The organism is Kitasatospora sp. NPDC058063 (assembly GCF_042885395.1).
Lineage (GTDB): Bacteria > Actinomycetota > Actinomycetes > Streptomycetales > Streptomycetaceae > Kitasatospora > Kitasatospora lactacystinica.
On record NZ_JBHVSD010000022.1, the window covers coordinates 107995 to 125293 of the forward strand.

13 protein-coding genes and 1 tRNA gene are annotated in these 17299 nt (G+C 73.7%); 4 read left to right on the forward strand and 10 right to left on the reverse strand.

The genetic code is table 11. The annotated features are described in order from the left end of the window. Positions 1–40: 40 nt before the first annotated feature. Positions 41–910: a 16S rRNA (cytidine(1402)-2'-O)-methyltransferase gene (gene rsmI, locus ACFVUY_RS31650; protein ID WP_387735689.1), complete on the reverse strand. Its 870-nt coding sequence runs from the start codon at positions 908–910 to the stop codon at positions 41–43. Between the two features lie 97 nt (positions 911–1007). Between rsmI and ACFVUY_RS31655 the strand changes: the two genes are divergently transcribed. Beyond that, positions 1008–2816, forward strand: a complete 1809-nt coding sequence (locus tag ACFVUY_RS31655) for a dolichyl-phosphate-mannose--protein mannosyltransferase (protein WP_387692637.1) — start codon at positions 1008–1010, stop codon at positions 2814–2816. Between the two features lie 184 nt (positions 2817–3000). Further along, the gene (locus ACFVUY_RS31660) at positions 3001–4749 is read left to right on the forward strand and encodes a penicillin-binding transpeptidase domain-containing protein (protein ID WP_387692639.1); all 1749 of its coding nucleotides are present in this window, start codon (positions 3001–3003) and stop codon (positions 4747–4749) included. A 68-nt stretch (positions 4750–4817) separates the two neighbouring features. On the opposite strand, the gene ACFVUY_RS31665 is transcribed toward ACFVUY_RS31660, so the two are convergent. From ACFVUY_RS31665 to ACFVUY_RS31685, 5 genes are all read right to left on the reverse strand, one after another. Next, positions 4818–6251, reverse strand: coding sequence for a glycosyltransferase 87 family protein (locus ACFVUY_RS31665; RefSeq protein WP_387735691.1), 1434 nt, complete (start codon positions 6249–6251; stop codon positions 4818–4820). A 128-nt stretch (positions 6252–6379) separates the two neighbouring features. Beyond that, positions 6380–7939, reverse strand: coding sequence for an amino acid permease (locus ACFVUY_RS31670; RefSeq protein ID WP_387735694.1), 1560 nt, complete (start codon positions 7937–7939; stop codon positions 6380–6382). A gap of 262 nt (positions 7940–8201) precedes the next feature. Further along, complete coding sequence (locus ACFVUY_RS31675; RefSeq protein WP_387692647.1) at positions 8202–8705, reverse strand: DUF1269 domain-containing protein; 504 nt, start codon at positions 8703–8705, stop codon at positions 8202–8204. Between the two features lie 171 nt (positions 8706–8876). Then, positions 8877–9563, reverse strand: coding sequence for an ABC transporter (locus ACFVUY_RS31680; RefSeq protein ID WP_387735696.1), 687 nt, complete (start codon positions 9561–9563; stop codon positions 8877–8879). After that, entirely contained in the window at positions 9560–10411 is an 852-nt protein-coding gene (locus ACFVUY_RS31685; RefSeq protein ID WP_387735698.1) for an ATP-binding cassette domain-containing protein, read from the reverse strand. Before ACFVUY_RS31685 ends, ACFVUY_RS31680 begins: the two co-directional genes overlap by 4 nt. 164 nt (positions 10412–10575) lie before the next feature. On the opposite strand from ACFVUY_RS31685, the gene ACFVUY_RS31690 reads away from it, so the two are divergent. Further along, positions 10576–11904, forward strand: a complete 1329-nt coding sequence (locus ACFVUY_RS31690) for a VWA domain-containing protein (RefSeq protein ID WP_387692653.1) — start codon at positions 10576–10578, stop codon at positions 11902–11904. A 2-nt stretch (positions 11905–11906) separates the two neighbouring features. Further along, complete coding sequence (locus tag ACFVUY_RS31695) at positions 11907–12788, forward strand: peptidase (protein WP_387735700.1); 882 nt, start codon at positions 11907–11909, stop codon at positions 12786–12788. Between the two features lie 66 nt (positions 12789–12854). Here the strand turns inward: ACFVUY_RS31695 and ACFVUY_RS31700 are convergent, their stop codons facing one another. The 4 genes from ACFVUY_RS31700 to ACFVUY_RS31715 all read right to left on the reverse strand — a co-directional run bounded on the left by ACFVUY_RS31700 (position 12855) and on the right by ACFVUY_RS31715 (position 17227). Then, positions 12855–14474 (reverse strand): DUF2079 domain-containing protein, encoded by a 1620-nt coding sequence (locus tag ACFVUY_RS31700; RefSeq protein ID WP_387735702.1) that lies wholly within the window; start codon positions 14472–14474, stop codon positions 12855–12857. Positions 14475–14516: 42 nt separating this feature from the next. Further along, entirely contained in the window at positions 14517–15719 is a 1203-nt protein-coding gene (locus tag ACFVUY_RS31705) for a glycosyltransferase 87 family protein (protein ID WP_387692659.1), read from the reverse strand. Between the two features lie 350 nt (positions 15720–16069). Then, positions 16070–16143 (reverse strand) — tRNA-Ala (locus ACFVUY_RS31710). An 82-nt stretch (positions 16144–16225) separates the two neighbouring features. Continuing rightward, complete coding sequence (locus ACFVUY_RS31715; protein WP_387735704.1) at positions 16226–17227, reverse strand: hypothetical protein; 1002 nt, start codon at positions 17225–17227, stop codon at positions 16226–16228. Positions 17228–17299 lie beyond the last annotated feature (72 nt).

The following is a 17299-nucleotide window of genomic DNA, read 5'->3' on the forward strand; positions in this document are numbered from 1 at the left end:
CCACGGTACGACTCCCCGTGAGCAACGCAACCCCCGGTATTCACCCCTGTACCGGGGCTCCTCCCAGGCCTTCCCGCTTCGCCGCCACGACCGCGTCGAAGACCTCCCGCTTGGGCAGCGAGAGCTCCACCGCGACGGCCGCGATGGCCTCCTTGCGGCGCTCCCCGGCCTCCTCGCGGACGGCGACCAGCCGGGCCAGCTCGGCCGGGGTCAGCTCCTGGGGCGCGGCCGGCGGGGCGCCGGCGACCACGACGGTGATCTCGCCCCTGACGCCGTCGGCCGCCCAGGCCGCCAGTTCGCCGATCGGCCCGCGCTTGACCTCCTCGTAGGTCTTGGTGAGCTCGCGGCAGACGGCGGCCGGACGCTCGGGCCCGAACGCCTCGGCCATCGCCGTGAGCGCTTCGGCGATCCGGTGCGGCGCCTCGAAGAAAACCATGGTGCGGGGCTCGGCGGCGATCGTGGCGAGCTGCCGGGCGCGGTCGCCGTTCTTGCGCGGCAGGAATCCCTCGAAGGTGAAGCGGTCCACCGGCAGGCCGGACAGCGCGAGCGCGGTGAGCACCGCCGAGGGCCCGGGCACCGCGGTGACCTTGACGTCGGCGGCGACGGCGGCGGCGACCAGCCGGTAGCCGGGGTCGGAGACCGAGGGCATGCCGGCGTCGGTGACCAGCAGCACCCGGGCGCCGCCGAGCAGCGCCTCGACCAGTTCGGGGGTGCGGCCGACCTCGTTGCCCTCGAAGTAGGAGACCACCCGCCCGGCCGGGGTCACCCCCAGGGCCTGGGTGAGCCGGCGCAGCCGCCGGGTGTCCTCGGCCGCGATCACGTCCGCCGTGGCCAGTTCGTTGACCAGCCGGGGCGGGGCGTCCGAGACGTCGCCGATGGGGGTGCCTGCGAGAACGAGTACTCCTGTCACGGTCCCCATCCTTGCAGCTGTCGCGCGCCCGGGGCTTTTGGTGACGATTCGGTCAGCTTCCGAGGGAGCGGACACGCGTACGAAGAGCGCCCCTACGATGTGGCGGATGAACGGCGACACGGCGGCCCAGACGCCCACTGGTACGGACCACTCCGCGTACGGCGGTGTCGGCCTGCCGTCCCCCCGCTCGCCCCAGGCCGGGCCCGCGCCGCGGTCCGGGCCGGCCGGCTGGCGCGAGCGCCTGGCCGGGTACGGCTGGACCGCCCGCGCCACGGCGACGCTCACCGAGCGCCTGGCGCCGCCGATGCCGGACGGCCCCCGGGTGACGCCCCGGGACGTGCCGCAGTCGCCGCTGCTGCTGCGGCTGGGCGTCTCGCTGCCGCAGGGCCTGTGGTTCTTCCTCTGCCGCTGGGCCGGCTGGCTCGGCCCGGTCGCGGTGGCGGTGTTCGCCGGCCTGCTGCGGTTCACGAACCTCGGGCAGCCGCACGCGATCATCTTCGACGAGACGTACTACGCCAAGGACGCGTACGCGCTCTGGCACGGCGGCTACGAGATCAGCTGGCCGGAGGACGCCAACGCCACGATCATGACGCCGGGCGCGGCCGTCCCGTACCGGGCGACGCCCTCGTACGTGGTGCATCCGCCGGTGGGCAAGTGGATCATCGGTGCGGGCGAGCAGCTGTTCGGCATGAACCCCTTCGGGTGGCGGTTCGCGGTGGCCCTGCTCGGCACCCTGTCGGTGCTGATGGTGGCCCGGATCGCCCGCCGGATGTTCCGCTCCACCCTGCTGGGCTGCGTGGCGGGCCTGCTGCTCTCGGTGGACGGCCTGCACCTGGTGCTCAGCCGGGCCGCCCTGCTCGACCTGGTGGTGATGTTCTGGACCCTCGCCGCCTTCGGCTTCCTGCTGCTGGACCGCGACCGCACCCGGGCCCTGCTGGCCCGGAGGCTGGGCGGTGTCGAGGACCCGTGGCTCGCCCAGCGGCTGAACCTGGGCTGGCGCCCGTACCGGATCGCGGCCGGCGTCTGCGTCGGCCTGACCTGCGCCACCAAGTGGAGCGGCCTGTACGTCGCGGCGGCCTTCGGCCTGATGACCGTGCTCTGGGACGTCGGCGCCCGCCGTCTGGCCGGCGCCCCGCGCCCGTTCCTGGCGGTGCTCGCCCGGGACGTGGTGCCGGCGTTCGTCTCGGTCGTCGTGGTGTCGGTCGCGGTCTACATCGCGTCCTGGTGGGGCTGGTTCGCCAGCAGCACCGCCCCCGGCCAGGGCGGCTGGGGCCGGGACTGGGCGGTCGGCCGTTCCACCGACTTCCCGTGGATACCCGAGGCCCTGCGCTCGCTGTGGCACTACCACTCGACGGTCTACGACTTCCACGTCGGCCTGAGCGACCCGCACACCTACCAGTCCAACCCGTGGTCCTGGCTGGTGCTGGGCCGGCCGGTGTCCTTCTTCTACGAGTCCCCCAAGTACGGCCAGTCCGGCTGCACCGCCGCCGACTGCGCCCGCGAGGTGCTGGGCATCGGCACCCCGCTGCTGTGGTGGACGGGCCTCGTGGCGCTGGCCTACTGCCTGTGGCGCTGGGCGGCCCGGCGGGACTGGCGGGCCGGCGCGCTGCTCTGCGGCCTGGCCGCCGGCTACCTGCCCTGGTTCGCCTACCAGCAGCGGACGATCTTCCTCTTCTACGCGGTGGTCTTCGTCCCGTTCCTGGTGCTCGCGGTGACCATGCTGATCGGCGCGCTGATCGGGCCGCCCGGAGCCTCCCGGGACCGCCGGATCATCGGATCGGCGGCGGCCGGCCTGCTGATCCTGCTGATCCTCTGGAACTTCCTCTTCTTCTTCCCGCTGTTCACCGGGCAGACCATTCCCCTGGAGGACTGGCGCCGCCGGATGTGGTTCAACACCTGGATCTGATCCGCCCCGGGCACACCGGGTTCCCGCGATTCGTCCGTATGCGGTGCACAACACGTACCAGATCCGTCACAAGTGCCGGGCGATTCGCCGGCGCACCGATCCGTGCTGCCTAGGGTGGGGGGGTACCGCGTTTCCGGCCCCGGCCGGTTGCGCCCGGCCGCGAGACCCCTGGGGGACCTGCACCATGCGCAGTGGCGCGAAGATCGGCATCATCACCGGCGTGTCCATCGCCGTCCTCGCGGGCGGCGGCTACGGCGCGTACAGCCTGATGAACGACTCGGACGGCGGCTCCGGCGGCAAGAAGCCGCGCACCGTGGTCGCCGAGCCGCCGTCGGCCGAGCAGGCGACAGCCGGTCTGAAGGACTTCCTGACGGCCTGGGCGGCCGGCGACATCGCCAAGGCGGCCTCGCTGACCGACGACCCGGCCGCGGCCACGGCCGGTCTGACCGCCTTCCGCGACCAGGTCAAGCCGAGCGCGCTGACCCTCACCCCGTTCGGCCCGACCACCCAGCAGGTCTTCTCCGCCGCCACCGGCACCCCCGCCCCCGCCGCCAAGCCGTCCGCCGGGGCCTCCGCGACGCCGGGTGCGAGCGACACGCCGTCCGCCACCGCCACGCCCGGCCCCACCGGCACCCTGATGTCCTACAAGGCGCGCGCCGAGTTCGCGGGCACCAGCCGGGCCTGGGACTACCAGGGCTTCCTCGGCGTCGTGAAGATGAGCGACAACACCCCGGCCGTGCACTGGGCGCCGTCGGTGGTCCACCCCCACCTGTCCGGCAACGAGACCATCGCCGTCCAGCCGGTCTTCGCCCCGCCGTCCACGGTGGTGGACCGCAACGGCAAGCCGGTCCAGGGCGCCTCGCTCACCCAGGCGCTGATGACCACCCTCCAGGACAACGCCAACAAGCTGCTGCCGCCGGACCCGGCCAAGGACCAGGACGCGGGCAGCGCCGTGGTGATCTCCGACCCGGCCGGCAAGGGCGCCCAGGACAAGCTGTTCACCATCGTCGAGCCGAAGCCCGGCAAGCCGTTCAAGCTGACCATTGACAACACCCTGCAGGCCGCCGCCGAGAAGGCGATGACCGACCTGGGCGGCAAGCCGGCCTCCATCGTGGCGATCGAGCCGAGCACCGGTCAGGTGCTGGCCTTCGCCAACTCGCCGGCCAACGGCCAGAACCGGGCCTTCACCGGGTTGCTCGCGCCGGGCTCGACGATGAAGATCATCACTTCGGCGGCACTGCTGGAGAACGGGGTCAACCCGGACACCGTGGTGGCCTGCCCGGAGAAGAGCGGCAACGCGCACCCGATCCCGAACTCGTTCCCGGGCGCCTTCCCGAACAACACGCTCCAGCAGGACTTCATGATGTCCTGCAACACCGCCTTCATCAATCAGGGCCTGGCCAGCCTCAAGCCCGAGACGCTGTCCGGCACGGCCAAGGACGTGTTCGGCATCGGCCTGGAGTGGAAGACCGGTCTGCCCAACACCGACGGCAAGGTGCCGGCGACGCCGGGCAGCAAGGACGAGCAGGCCATGAACTACATCGGCCAGGGCAAGGTCCAGATGAACCCGCTGGCCATCGCCTCGGTCGCCGCCACCGTGCAGAGCGGCGAGTTCAAGCAGCCGATCCTGGTGGCGGAGCTGCCGCAGCAGAAGGCCGCCCGCCCGCTCTCCCCCGACGTGGACGCCAAGCTGAAGGCGATGATGGCGGCCACCGCCACCGGCGGCACCGCCAAGGAGGTGATGGCCGGCATCACCGACAACGCGGGCGCCAAGACCGGCTCGGCCGAGGTCGCCGGGGTCGACGTCACCAACAGCTGGTTCACCGCCTACCGGGGCAACCTCGCGGTGGCCGCCGAGGTCCAGGGCGGCGGCCACGGCGTGGACGCGGCCGGCCCGGCCGTCGCCTCCATCCTGAAGGCCGCCGGCCGGTAGGCCCCCGAGCGAACGACCCCCGGGCGAACGGCCCGCCCGGCCTCACGGCAGGGCGGGCCGGGGCTTTCTCAGCCGCGCGGCAGCGCGGGCTGCGGCCTCCCCCGCACCCGGCCGGGCGGGACCGGGCGCCGGCTGCTCCAGCGGCGGGCCGCCAGCCGGGGCCAGATCATCAGCACCACCGGCAGCGCCAGGTACCCGAACCGCCCGGCCGGGGCCAGCATGAAGGCGATGGCGAGCCCGGCGGCCAGCAGGTCCGCCGCGGCGATCGCGGAGACCGGCGGCCGGGCCAGCAGCCAGATCGCCACCGCGACCAGGGCCACGGTCATCAGCGCCAGCGAGATCGCGTGCCCGGTCGGTCCGAAGCCGGCCAGCACCTTGCCGGGCAGCGGGCTGCCCGCCGGGGTGCGGATCGCCGTCATCCCGAGCGGGAAGCGCACCACCTGTTCGCGCAGCGCGTCGGGCTGGGCCAGCGCGGAGGGCAGGATCACCAGCGTGCTCACCCCGACCCCGATCAGCGCGGTCCGGGCCGCGGGGCGGCGGCCGTACAGCCGCCAGAGCAGCAGGACGGCGACCGGCAGCGCGGGCCAGGCCGTCCACTTCAGGGTGCAGGCGAGGGCGAGCACCAGTCCCGCGCCGACGGTGCGGTCCCGCTCGGCGAGCGCCATGGCCAGGCAGCAGACCCCGATCAGCGGCAGGTCCACCCCGCCGACCGCCAGGGCGAGCGCGATCAGCGGCGAGGCGGTGAGGACGGCCAGCGGCAGCAGCGGCGCGCGCGGGTCGCCGTCGGCGGGGCGGGCGGGCCGCAGCAGCCGCCAGGCGGCCAGCAGGCAGACGAAGAAGGTCAGCGCGAACCAGATCCGGGCGTCCCCGGCGACCCTCGCGAAGGCGGTGGAGTCGCCGAGCAGCTGGCGCGGCATCCCGAACAGGGACATCGCCGGCAGGTACGGGTTGTAGTCGGTGACCACCACCGGGTGCGGCAGGTACGCGGTGCCGGTGGTGAGCAGCAGGTGGGCCGAGCGTTCGACCACCATGACCTCGGACTGGTGGCGACCGTTCAGGGCGAGCAGGGCCAGCGGGACCAGGACGGCCCCGACGAGGGCGACCGAGGCGGCGGCGCGGGCCGCGAAGCGACGCGGCAGGGTCAGGCAGAGCAGTCCGGCCAGGACGTAGGCGGGGGCCGCGATCAGGCCCCACAGCCGCTGGTTGGCCAGGTCGGACACGAGCGGGAAGGCGGCGGCCCAGCCGGCCGCGACCAGGCAGCCGAGCAGTTGGACGGTCCGCATCGAGGCGAGCCCGGCGAGCCGGGCGCCGTTCAGCCGATCGGGCGTGGGCGGAAAGGTGCTCTCGCCACGCTGTCGGGGGAAGGGGCGGACGGAGAAGCCGCGCGGCGGTCGTCCGGGTCCGGACGACGCCTCGGCCGCGGAGGTCTGGGCCGGCGTTCTGCTGCGGCCGGTGAAGCGGCCGCGCGGGCGGAAGTAGCCGGGCGTGCGGGTGCTCACCATGGTGGAAGGTTATGGGTGGGAGCCGGGCCCTGTCGCCATGGCGTTGGACACCGGACGGGCGTTGGCGGGAAAAGGGCCGTCGGCCGCCTGGGCGGCCGACGGCCCTTCACCCGGGTTTTGCTTCCGGGTCAGTCGGCGGAGCTGTCCGAGGAGACGGACGGCTGCTCGGCCTGCTCCAGCCGGGAGTGCCTGATGCTGTAGCCGAAGTAGACGACCACGGCGACGACGAGGGCGATCGCCCCGGCCCGGAAGGTGTCGGCGTGCAGGCCGGTGATCAGGTAGATGCAGAAGCCGACGCTGATCAGCGGGACGACCGGGTAGCCGGGCACCTTGAAGCCGCGCGGCAGGTCGGGCTGGGTGCGGCGCAGCACGATCACGCCGATCGAGACCACCGAGAAGGCGATGAGCGTGCCGAGGCTGGTGATGTCGGCCAGGACCCGCAGCGGGATGAACGCGGCCAGCGCGCCGACGCCGAGGCCCACCACGATGGTGTTCCAGATCGGGGTGCCGGTGCGCGGGGAGAGCTGGGCGAAGCGCTTGGGCAGCATGCCGTCGCGGCCCATCGAGTACAGGATGCGGGTCTGGCCGTAGATCACCACGAGGGTGATGCTGAAGATCGAGACGATCGCGCCGAAGGCGAAGACCATCGCGGGCCAGCTCTGGCCGGTGATGTCCTGGAGGATCTGGGCGAGGCCGGCCTCCTGGCCGTCGAACTTCTGCCAGGGCTGGGCGCCGATGCCGGCCAGGGCGACCAGGATGTAGAGCAGGGTCACCACGACCAGCGAGATGATGATCGCCATCGGCAGGGTGCGGCGCGGGTTCTTGACCTCCTCGCCGGCGGTGGACACGGCGTCCAGGCCGATGAAGGAGAAGAAGATGCTGGACGCGGCGATCTGGACGCCGCTGAAGCCGAGCGGCATGAACGGGCTCAGGTTGCCGGAGTGGAAGCCGGTGAGCGCCACGCCGATGAACATCAGCAGGATCAGGATCTTGATCGCGACCATCACCGCGTTGACCTTGACCGACTCGCTGACGCCGCGGATCAGCAGGACGCAGACCATGGCGACCAGCAGCAGCGCCGGCAGGTTGAACCAGTGGGTGCTGTCCGGCGCTCCGGAGAGCTCCTCGGGGATCGTGAACCCGAAGGCCAGGTCGAAGAACTTGTTCAGGTACTCGGCCCAGGTCACCGCGATCGCGGAGGCGGAGACGCCGTACTCCATCAGCAGGCAGATGCCGACGCCGAAGGCGACGCCCTCGCCGAGGGTGGCGTAGGCGTAGGAGTACGAGGAGCCGGAGACCGGGATCGCGGAGGCCATCTCGGCGTAGCAGAGCGCGGTGAGTCCGGCGGTGACCGCGGCGATCACGAAGGACAGGATGACGGCCGGGCCGGCCGAGGGCACCGCGGTGTTCAGCACGAAGAAGATGCCGGTGCCGATGGTGGCGCCGATGCCGATCGAGGACAGCTGCCACAGCCCGATCGAGCGGCGCAGGTGGATGCCGGAGCGCCCGCCCTCCTCGGGCGCACCGGCCGGGAGGGAGTTCTTGCCTTCGGTCTCGGCGATCAGTGTCGAGACGGGCTTGCGTCGCAGCAGACGCGCACCAAGGGTGTTGCTGGCCAAAACTGCGGTCCTTCTGGGCGGGGGAGGGTGTCCTGGTGGCTGGTCACCCGGAACACCCTGGGGTGTCATCGGGGATCAACCGAACAAACATGGGACAGTACCCGGCGAAAGCACCAGTGTCGCAAACGAACAGTCCCAACCGGCGCATTGTCCGAATTGGCGCACAGTGATGTACAAACCGGACACTTCGTAAACGGCGCTTCTACCTCCCGGCGATTAAAGCAGCAGGCCGATCGGGAAGGGCCCGGTGCCGCCGGCCGGGGGATGCCGATCGGGGCGGACCGGCGCCGGGGCCGGTCCGCCCCGACGGGAGCGGCGGTCGGGCGGAGGGTCAGACGGCGGCCTGGGCCCGGGAGGCCTCGACGGTCGCCTTCAGCTCGGCCTCGGCCTCGGCCGAGAGCGAGGTCTGGATGATCCGGCCGCCGTACCGGGCCAGCGCCGGGACGACCTTGTCGGCGGTCGCCTTGCGCACCAGCAGGAAGACCGCGGCGGTGCCGGGCTGGAGGTGCTCGCCGACCTGGCGCATGAAGTCGTCGTCCACCCCGATGTCGGTGGAGGCGCCGACCGCCGCCCCCGTCGCACCGCCGACCGCCGCGCCCACCAGGGGCATGAAGAACAGCAGGCCGATGACCCCACCCCAGAGCGCGCCGCTCGCGGCGCCCGCCCCGGTCGTGCTGACCTGCTGGTGCAGCTTGATCCTGCCGTCCGCGCGACGCTCGACGACGACCGCGTCCTCCAGCTCGATCAGCTTCTGCTTCTGGAGCCCGATCGCCTCGTCGCGCACCGCCTGGGCGGTGGCGAGGTCCGGGTAGGCGATCGCGAAGAGGTTGCTCACTGCGGGGTCCTTCCAGGGTGTCGGACAGGCCGGCCGGGTCCCGGTGCCACCGCGGTGGCACCGGGTCCCGATTCCGCACCCTAGCGAGGGTTGTCCATATGTAGGACTATTCGCTGCGGTGTGTCCCCCATCGGCGGAATCGCCCGGGCCCGCCGGTCCGTCCCGGGGCCGTCACTCCGGCCGCCGCCCGGCCAGCGCCGCCACCCCCGCCCCCACCGCGGCCAGCAGGACGACGGCGGCCGACAGGCTCGCCCATGGCACCTCGATCCGCCCGGTCCGGGCCGCCGACACAAGACCGCGCACCGCCGTGTTGGCCGGCGAGACCGGCACCACCAGCAGCAGCGTGGCCAGCCCCAGCGCCGTCGGGATGCCGTACTGCGGGCGGAGCAGCACCGGACGGTTCGCCAGCGCCCCGGCCAGCACCCCCAGCAGCGCGCTGACCACCGAGGCCGCGAGGCCGGCCGCCACCGCCGCCCCGGCCCCCGGCTCCTGCCGCGCCCCCGGGTCGGTCACCGGCCCACTGGTGAACCAGACCGCCGCCACCTGGCCGGCCGCCAGCACCAGCGACACCGTCAGCGCCGCCAGCAGCGCCCCCAGGTGGACCCGGGCCGGGCCCGCCGCCGCCACCAGGCAGGCCCGCGAGGCCGGCGGCTCCGCGCTCAGCACGCTGCGCACGTACCAGGCGCTCACCGGCAGCAGCACCCCCGCGCCGAAGCCGAGGCCGCCCAGCAGCGGATCGCCCGCCGCCACCCCGACCACCAGCAGCAGCGCGTACGCCAGGAACGGCGGCAGCCAGGCGTGCGAGCGCAGCAGCAGCTCCAGGTGGTAGCGGGTCAGCGCCCCGATCCGCGCCGTCACCGCTGCCCCTCCTCGCGCCGCCGCACCGCCAGCACCCGGACGGCCGGGCGGCCCAGCAGCAGCTGGCGCAGCAGCGCGTCCGAGTGCGCGGCCGGCACCGCCAGCCGCACCGCCGTCCCGGCCAGCGCGGTGACCTCCGGCGCCCCCGGCAGCAGCGGAGGAAGCGGGGCGCCGTCCGGGACGTCCACCTCGACCTCCATCACCGGCCCGTCCCGCGGCGGCTCCTGGGGACCGTCCTCGACGGGCCGCAGCACGCCGTCCGTGCCGACCCCGTAGGCGGCGCTGGTCAGCCCGGCCAGCCGGGCCGGGTCGTGGTCGACGAACAGCACCGTGCCGCCCGCCGCCGCCCGCTCGGCGGCCGCCTCGTCCAGTACCGCCCGCGCCTGCGGGTCCAGCCCGGTCCAGGCCTCGTCCAGCAGCAGCACCCGCGCCTCGGGGAGCAGTGCCTGGGCGACCGCGACCTTCTGGCAGGTGCCCTTCGACAGCCGGCTCAGCGGCGTGCCCACCCGGTCCGCGACGCCGAACCGGTCCAGCCACTCCCCCGCCCGCCGCCGCGCCCGCTCCGCCGACAGCCCGTGCACCCGGCCCACCCTCAGCAGGTAGGAGGAGGCGTCGAAGGGCAGCGCCGGCGGGAAGCGCTCGGGCACGTACGCCGCCGGGCCGGGCCGCACCACCCGCCCCGTGCTGGGCCGCTCGATCCCGGCGACCAGCCGCAGCAGCGTCGACTTGCCGCTCCCGTTGCGCCCGGCGATCCGCACCAGCTCCCCCGGCCCGACCGCCAGGTCCACCCCGCTCAGGATCCACCGCCCCCGCCGCCCGTACCGCTTGCCGACCGCCGCCAGCTCCATCGCGCCCCCTCCGCCGTCCGATGTGTACGGAAGGCTATCCACGGCGCGTAAGCCCGGCGTCAGCGAATTGCGCACCGATGCGCCGGAGTTCGCGCCGGAGCTGGTTGAGGCACGATCCGGACTCGTTTCGCCACGATGAACTGATGATCCCTAGGATCGGCCGGGTGACTACCGGACGACGACCACAGACCAGGCTCGGCAGCCTGCTGGCGGCCTTGGCGATAACGGGCGCCTCGCTGCTCCTCGGCCTGCCCGCCCACGCCGACGAACCATCAGCCGGGGCCGCCCCCGCATCCAAGGAGGCCCCCCGGGTCGACCTCGTCCTGGACGTCAGCGGCTCCATGACCGCCACGGACATCCAGGGCAAGAGCCGCATCTCGGTGGCCCAGCAGTCGCTGAACGAGGTGATCGACGCACTGCCCGCGGAGACCGAGTTCGGCATCCGCACCCTGGGCGCGAACTACCCCGGCAACGACAAGGCCCAGGGCTGCCTGGACACCAAGCAGCTCTTCCCGGTCGGCAAAACCAACAAGGTCGAGGCCAAGACCGCCGTCGCCACCCTGCGGCCCACCGGCTGGACCCCGATCGGTCTGGCCCTGCGCGGCGCCGCCCAGGACCTCGGCAAGGGCGAGACCACCCGCCGCGTGGTGCTGATCACCGACGGCGAGGACACCTGCACCCCGCCCGACCCGTGCGACGTCGCCCGCGAGCTCGCCTCCCAGGGCATCCACCTGGTGGTCGACACCCTGGGCCTGGCCCACGACGACAAGACCCGCCAGCAGCTGCTCTGCATCGCCAACGCGACCGGCGGCACCTACACCGACGTCCGCACCCAGGAGCAGCTCACCGACAAGGTGAAGCAGCTGGTCGACCGCTCCAACGACACCTACACGGTGGCCCCGGTCAAGACCGCCGGCACCGACAAGTGCGAGAGCGCCCCCGTGCTCGCCCCGGGCGTCTACACGGACCGCGAGAAGTTCTCCGAGCACCGCGTCTACAAGGTCCCGGTCAAGTCCGGCCAGGAACTGCGCGCCTCGGTCAGCGTCGCCCTCGACCGCCCGGTCGCCCGGGACTACGGGGTGCTGCTCCAGGCCACCAGCGCGGCCGGCCAGGAGCTGGTCCGCGGCACCGATGCCGGCAGCGGCCGCACCGACGTGGTCTCCACCGGCCTGCGCTGGTCCACCGACGACTCCAAGGGCTACGTCACCGCGAGCCCCACCGCCTCGAAGGGCTCCAAGGAGAAGCCGGAGACCACCGTCTGCCTGGTCGTCAGCAACTCGCTGGCCCCGCAGAGCGGCGTCCTGGCCGACCCCGGCATGCCGCTGGAGCTGACCGTCGACCTGGCCTCCGCCTCGCCCGCCCCGGAGGGCGCCGCGATGGGCCTCGGCCGCGGCTGGATCCTGCTGCTCACCCTCACCCTGGCCGGCCTGGCCTTCGGTCTGGTCTTCGGCTGGATCGCGCGCTGGCGGATCGCCGTCTGGCGGGAGAACTGACCATGCGTACGACGATTCGCGGCGCCCTCGCCGCCCTCGCCCTGCTGCCCGCCCTGGCCCTGAGCGCCCTGGGCGCCCCGGCGGCCTCGGCCGCCTCGCCGTCCCCCTCGGCGAGTGCGAACGGCACCCCGGCCCCGGCGACCAAGGCCGGCACCTCGTTCCTGACCGCGGTCAACCTCTCCCCCGGCCAGGACGCCAACGTCTCCGTCTCCACCGGTGACTACCTGTACTGGGCGTTCGGCGCCTCCGAGGGCCAGACCCCGACGGTCGACCTGACCGTCAACCTGGCCCCCACGGCCGACCGGCACGGCCCGCAGACCTGGTCCGTCGAGGTCTTCGACGGGCTGCGCCGGCGCCAGTCGTGCACCGCCGGCACCCAGAACGCCACCGCCGAGCAGAGCACCGCCACCCTGGCGCTGAACTGCACCCTGCGCGAGGTCCGCACCTGGGCCGAGCCGTGGTCCGGCGACCCGCTGCCCGGCACCTACTACGTGCGGCTGTCGGTCAGCGATGTCCCGCAGCCGGACCTCGGCCTGGCCTCCTCGGTCCAGCTGCACGTCGCCGCCAAGGGCGACGCCGACAACGCCCAGCCGGAGGGCGGCGAGCTGAAGGCCCCGCTGGTCCCGCCGGTCGGCGGCGGCGCGAGCACGGCCAAGGCGGCCGCCCCGGTCGCCCAGGAGGAGCACTGGTACACCGGCTGGTTCTCCGGCTGGAACAGCCGCTGGTACTGGACGATCGCCGGCGGCTTCCTGGCCGCGCTGGCCGGCGTCCTCGGCTACAAGCTGACCCGGCACCCGCGCGGCCACCGGCCCGGCCACTACGGCGCGGTCCCGGCCCAGGGCTCCCACCACAGCGGCAGCTACAACGGCTCCGACCGCCCCTGAGGCACCCCCGCGGGGCCGGCCGGACATCGTTCCGGCCGGCCCCGCGGCGTGTGCGGGTGGCGGCTGTCAGCCGCGGAAGAGGTTGTGCCCCACGTCGGACGGGACCTCGTCCTGGACCGGCTCGCTGCCCGGCCCCGGCACGTGCTCGCCGGGGATCGGCTCGTCGCCCTCCCGGTGCAGCAGCACCACCCCGTCCTCGGCCCACAGCTGCCGGTAGCCGTGCGCCAGCAGCAGCCGGATCCGCTCGGCCTGCTCCTTGTCCGTCTTGAACGGGAAGGACCGCTTGTCGCCCCGGGTGAGCACGTACTCGCGCCCGCGCGGCGTGCCGTCGACCAGCACCACGTCCGCCCGGGCGGTCAGCCGCGGCGCGATCTGGTTGTCCGCCTCGACGGACGCCCCGTCCGGGATCAGCGCGGCCGCCCGCACCAGCGCCGCCTCGCTCGTCTTCGGCGCCCAGGAGGACGGTACGGCCAGCGGCAGCAGCCCGATCGGCAGCGCGGCGACCAGCGCGATCCCGGCCGCGCCGAGGCCGAGCCGGCGGGCCCGCCGCACGCTCCGCTCCGGCCGCCCGGCGGCGCTCAGCCGGCCCAGCACCTCGATCGCGGCGGTGAGCAGGATCGGCCACAGCAGCGAGTCGTAGTGCCGGGCGATCGACCAGTGGTTGGGGTTGCTGGACAGGATCCGCTCGGCCAGCAGCGGCAGCGCGCACAGCACGGTGGCCGAGCGCAGCGGCAGCAGCAGCGTGGTGCCGAACAGCCACAGCAGCAGCAGCGGCTTGAGCGGCTGGTCGAAGGCGGCCTGCACCAGCAGGAACGGGTCGTGCAGCAGGTTGCGCAGCGCGTCCCCGCCGTCCGTGCCGAGCGAGCCGTAGTTCCAGTAGTAGCCCGGCTGCCCGCCCATCGCCGGGATCAGCCAGGTGATGGCGACGGCCGAGGCGACCGGCCCGCCCAGCAGCAGCCCCAGGCCGGTGAAGCGGCCCGCCCGGTCCTCCGTACGGCGGGTGCGCAGCAGCAGCACCAGCCCGTACGCCCCGACCATCAGGCCGAGGTCCTCCTTGGTGCAGCACAGCAGGACGGCGGCGAGCACCACCGTGCCGTACCGGCGGGCCAGCCCGCGCTCCAGCATCAGCAGGGTCAGCGGCACCGCGAAGGCGACCTCGTGGAAGCCCACCCGGGCGGCGACCAGCAGCGGCCAGCCGAGGCCGTAGGCGAGGCCGGCCAGGTCGGCGGCCCGGCGGGCGGTGCGCGGCTCGGCGGCGGCGAAGGCGTACCCGGCGATCCGCCGGATCAGCGGCACCCCGGCCGCGAACAGCAGCGACTGCCCGATGATCAGCGAGCGCGGGTCGTCCCAGATCCAGTACAGCGGGGCGAGCAGTGCCAGCACCGGCGAGAAGTGGTCGCCGAGCAGCGAGAAGCCGGGCGGGAACTCGTGGTGGAAGCTCTTCAGCGTCGAGACGGGCAGCCCGAAGTGGGCGTAGCCGCGCACGCCCTGGTCGAAGATGCCGAGGTCGAAGCCACCGAGCGACACGGACGTCCAGCCCTGCAGGCCGATGGCGCAGGTCACCGCGAAGCAGAGCGCGGTGAGCAGCAGGGTGGGCCGGGCCGGGCCGAGCAGGACGGCCTCGGCCAGCCGGCGGGCGGCGGGCACGGCGGCGGCCGGCGGCGGGGGTGCGGTCTGGGTGGTCACGTCGGGTCCGATCCGTCCGGTCTGGGTCCGTGGGTCCGGCCGTCAGGTCCGGTTCGTCAGTGCGGGATCGCGGTCCAGCCTGGCGCCCAGCAGGGCCCGGACCCCTCCGCCGGCGGCGTCCACGGCCTGCCGCCGGGCGCGGTACAGGCGCACGCCCAGGACGATCAGGACGGCGATGGCGATCGGCGGGTAGATCGCGCCGGGCAGCTGCCAGTACCAGGCGACCCCGCGGCCCCAGCGGTGCGGCACCGTCCACATCACGTGCGAGAGGAAGACCAGCAGGGTCAGGCCGAACAGCACCCTCCGGGCCGTGGTCCTGGCCTCCACCGCCAGCAGGGCGAGGAGCGGGATGCACCAGACCCAGTGGTGGGTCCAGCTGATCGGCGAGACCAGCAGCGCGGTGAGCGCGGCGCAGACCGCGCCCCAGGCGTCGGCCCGGCGCAGCACCCGCGCGGAGCGCCCGGCGAGCACCGCCACGCCGAGCCCGAAGGTCGCGACCAGCGCCGAGGCGATCAGCCCGACCAGGCCCGGGTCGTTGACGTCCAGCAGCCGGCAGACGGCGCCGCGCAGCGACTGGTTGTCCACCAGAACGGTCACGCCGACCCGGCTCGGGTCCCAGAGGTAGGTGGTCCAGAACCCGTACGAGGCGTCGGGCAGCACGGCCCAGCCGATCAGGCCCGCCGCCAGGAAGGTGCCGGCCGAGACCAGGGCGGCCCGGACCCGGCCGGTCAGGAACAGGTAGACGGCGAACAGGCCCGGGGTGATCTTGATGGCGGTGGCCAGGCCGATGCCCACGCCCTTGAGGCGGTGGCTGTCCGGGCGGGTCAGGTCCCACAGGACCAGGCAGAGGATGCCGAGGTTGACCTGTCCGTACTGGAAGGTGGTGAAGACCGGCTCCAGCCAGATGCCCAGGCCGGTCGCCAGGATCACCACGGCCGCCCGGTGCTGCTTCGGCCAGCCGGCCAGCTTGAGCGACAGGTGCACGGCCGCGGCGAGCAGCGCGTAGTTGAGGAGCATCACCAGGACGCGCAGGGTGCTCACGTCGAACCAGGTGCTCGGCACGAAGAGCATCGCCGCGAACGGCGGGTAGGTGGCCGGCAGGTCCCAGCCGGGCAGCCGCATCGCGTAGAGGTCCTCGCCGCGGACGACGGCCTGGCCCTCGGCCCGGTAGACCAGCATGTCGACCATGGTGGCCCCGTGGCCGTGCCGGAACCAGGCGAACACCGCCAGCGACACCGCCGCCACGCAGACCGCCGGGAGGGTCCAGGAATTCGGTCTTCCGGTTTCCGCTGCGCCTCCGGGATTCTCCGGACCCGACCGCCGCACCCACCGTTTCAGACCGAACTCGCGCACCGCGATGGCACCCCGTTGAGATAGACCAGATCGTTCCCTCGTCAGCGTCTGGGCCCACCCACCATAACCGACCCCTCTGAGCCCCAAACCGCGTCAGAAACGGGCCCGGAAGGGTGATGTGATCTCCCCCACAGCGGACCCCGGGCGGCGGCGGCCCCGAACCCGGAGCCCAAAACGCGAAATCCCGCCGGGAGTTGCCTCCCGGCGGGATTTCGTCGACCGGCCTGAGCCGGTCCGTTGGGTGGAGCTGAGGGGATTCGAACCCCTGACCCCCTCGATGCGAACGAGGTGCGCTACCGGACTGCGCCACAGCCCCAACGAGAAGAAACTCTAGCACCTTTCGGAGGGGGTCCGTGACCACCCCCCGGGTCGCGGTGCCGGTCGGGGGGTGGCCCGGGCTATTCGTTGGCCGCGCGCGGGCGCGACTCGGGGGCGTGCGGCTCGGCGTACTGGTCGAACAGCGGGGTCTTGCGGGACTCGGCGGGGCGCCCGGCGGTCCAGGTGCCGGGGGCCGACAGGTCGAGGCCGCGGGAGACCCGGGGGGCGACCGGGGCGGTCACGTAGGTGGGCAGCGGGACGGGCACCGGTTCCCAGGAGTCCGGGCCGGCCGCTCCGCGCTCGCGCATGCCGTCGACCCACTCCTCGTGCTCGGTCGCCTCGGCCACCGCGGAGGCGGAGGACACCGAGACGGTGGCCTGTTCCGGGTCGGCCGCCAGCCGCAGGTGCGGTCGGCGCGCGGCCCGCCCTCCGGCGGGGGCGGCCGGGGCGGGCTCCGCGGCGGCGGGGGCCTCGGCCGGGGCGGCGCCGGGCGCCGCGGCCTCGGCGCGCTGCTGCTCGCGCTTGCGCAGCCGCTCGGCCGCCTGGGCGGCCCGGACCCGGTCGAGCTTCACCTCGTACCGCTGGCGCTCCAGCTTGCGCAGGTGGCCGATGTACACGGTGAGGAGGACCGCCGGGACCGCCGGGACCCAGAGGAAGGCCAGTCCGGCCACCGCGGCGACCACCGCGCCGAGCGCGAAGGAGAAGAAGAGGGCGGTGACCATCCGGCGCCGGCGGGCCAGCAGCCGCGCCCGGCGTTCGGTGCCGGCCCGCGGCTCGGGGACCGGCCGTTCGGCCGGGTGCCGCGCCGGGGGTTCGGGCTCCCGCGCGGGGTCGCCGGAGGAGGTCCCGTCCCGTTCGGGAGGACCGTCGTCGCTCTGTTCGCCGTCACGTGGTTCGTCGCCCAGGGCACGGGCCGCCCGCCGCTCCAGCCCCGAACGCCCGGCCAGCAGGCGGATGGCGGTGCTGAAGCGTTCCGTCGGGCGCGCCTCGTTGAGTTCGTCCTGCCTGCGGAGCCACATCGGCACCAGATAGGCGGCCCAGGCCCCTACGATGACGGCGTAGATAAGGCCGCTACTGCTCACGATTCACACCGTACGGGCGCCGGGGAAGGCCTGGCAGCAATTTGGCGCGGCGTGTCGTGTGATCAAGCTGAT

Coding starts and splice junctions, on each gene's coding strand:
- ACFVUY_RS31655 (WP_387692637.1), top strand. CDS start 1,008: ATGTGGCGGATGAACGGCGACACGGCGGCCCAGACGCCCACTGGTACG.
- ACFVUY_RS31660 (WP_387692639.1), top strand. CDS start 3,001: ATGCGCAGTGGCGCGAAGATCGGCATCATCACCGGCGTGTCCATCGCC.
- ACFVUY_RS31665 (WP_387735691.1), bottom strand. CDS start 6,251: ATGGTGAGCACCCGCACGCCCGGCTACTTCCGCCCGCGCGGCCGCTTC.
- ACFVUY_RS31670 (WP_387735694.1), bottom strand. CDS start 7,939: ATGACACCCCAGGGTGTTCCGGGTGACCAGCCACCAGGACACCCTCCC.
- ACFVUY_RS31685 (WP_387735698.1), bottom strand. CDS start 10,411: ATGGAGCTGGCGGCGGTCGGCAAGCGGTACGGGCGGCGGGGGCGGTGG.
- ACFVUY_RS31695 (WP_387735700.1), top strand. CDS start 11,907: ATGCGTACGACGATTCGCGGCGCCCTCGCCGCCCTCGCCCTGCTGCCC.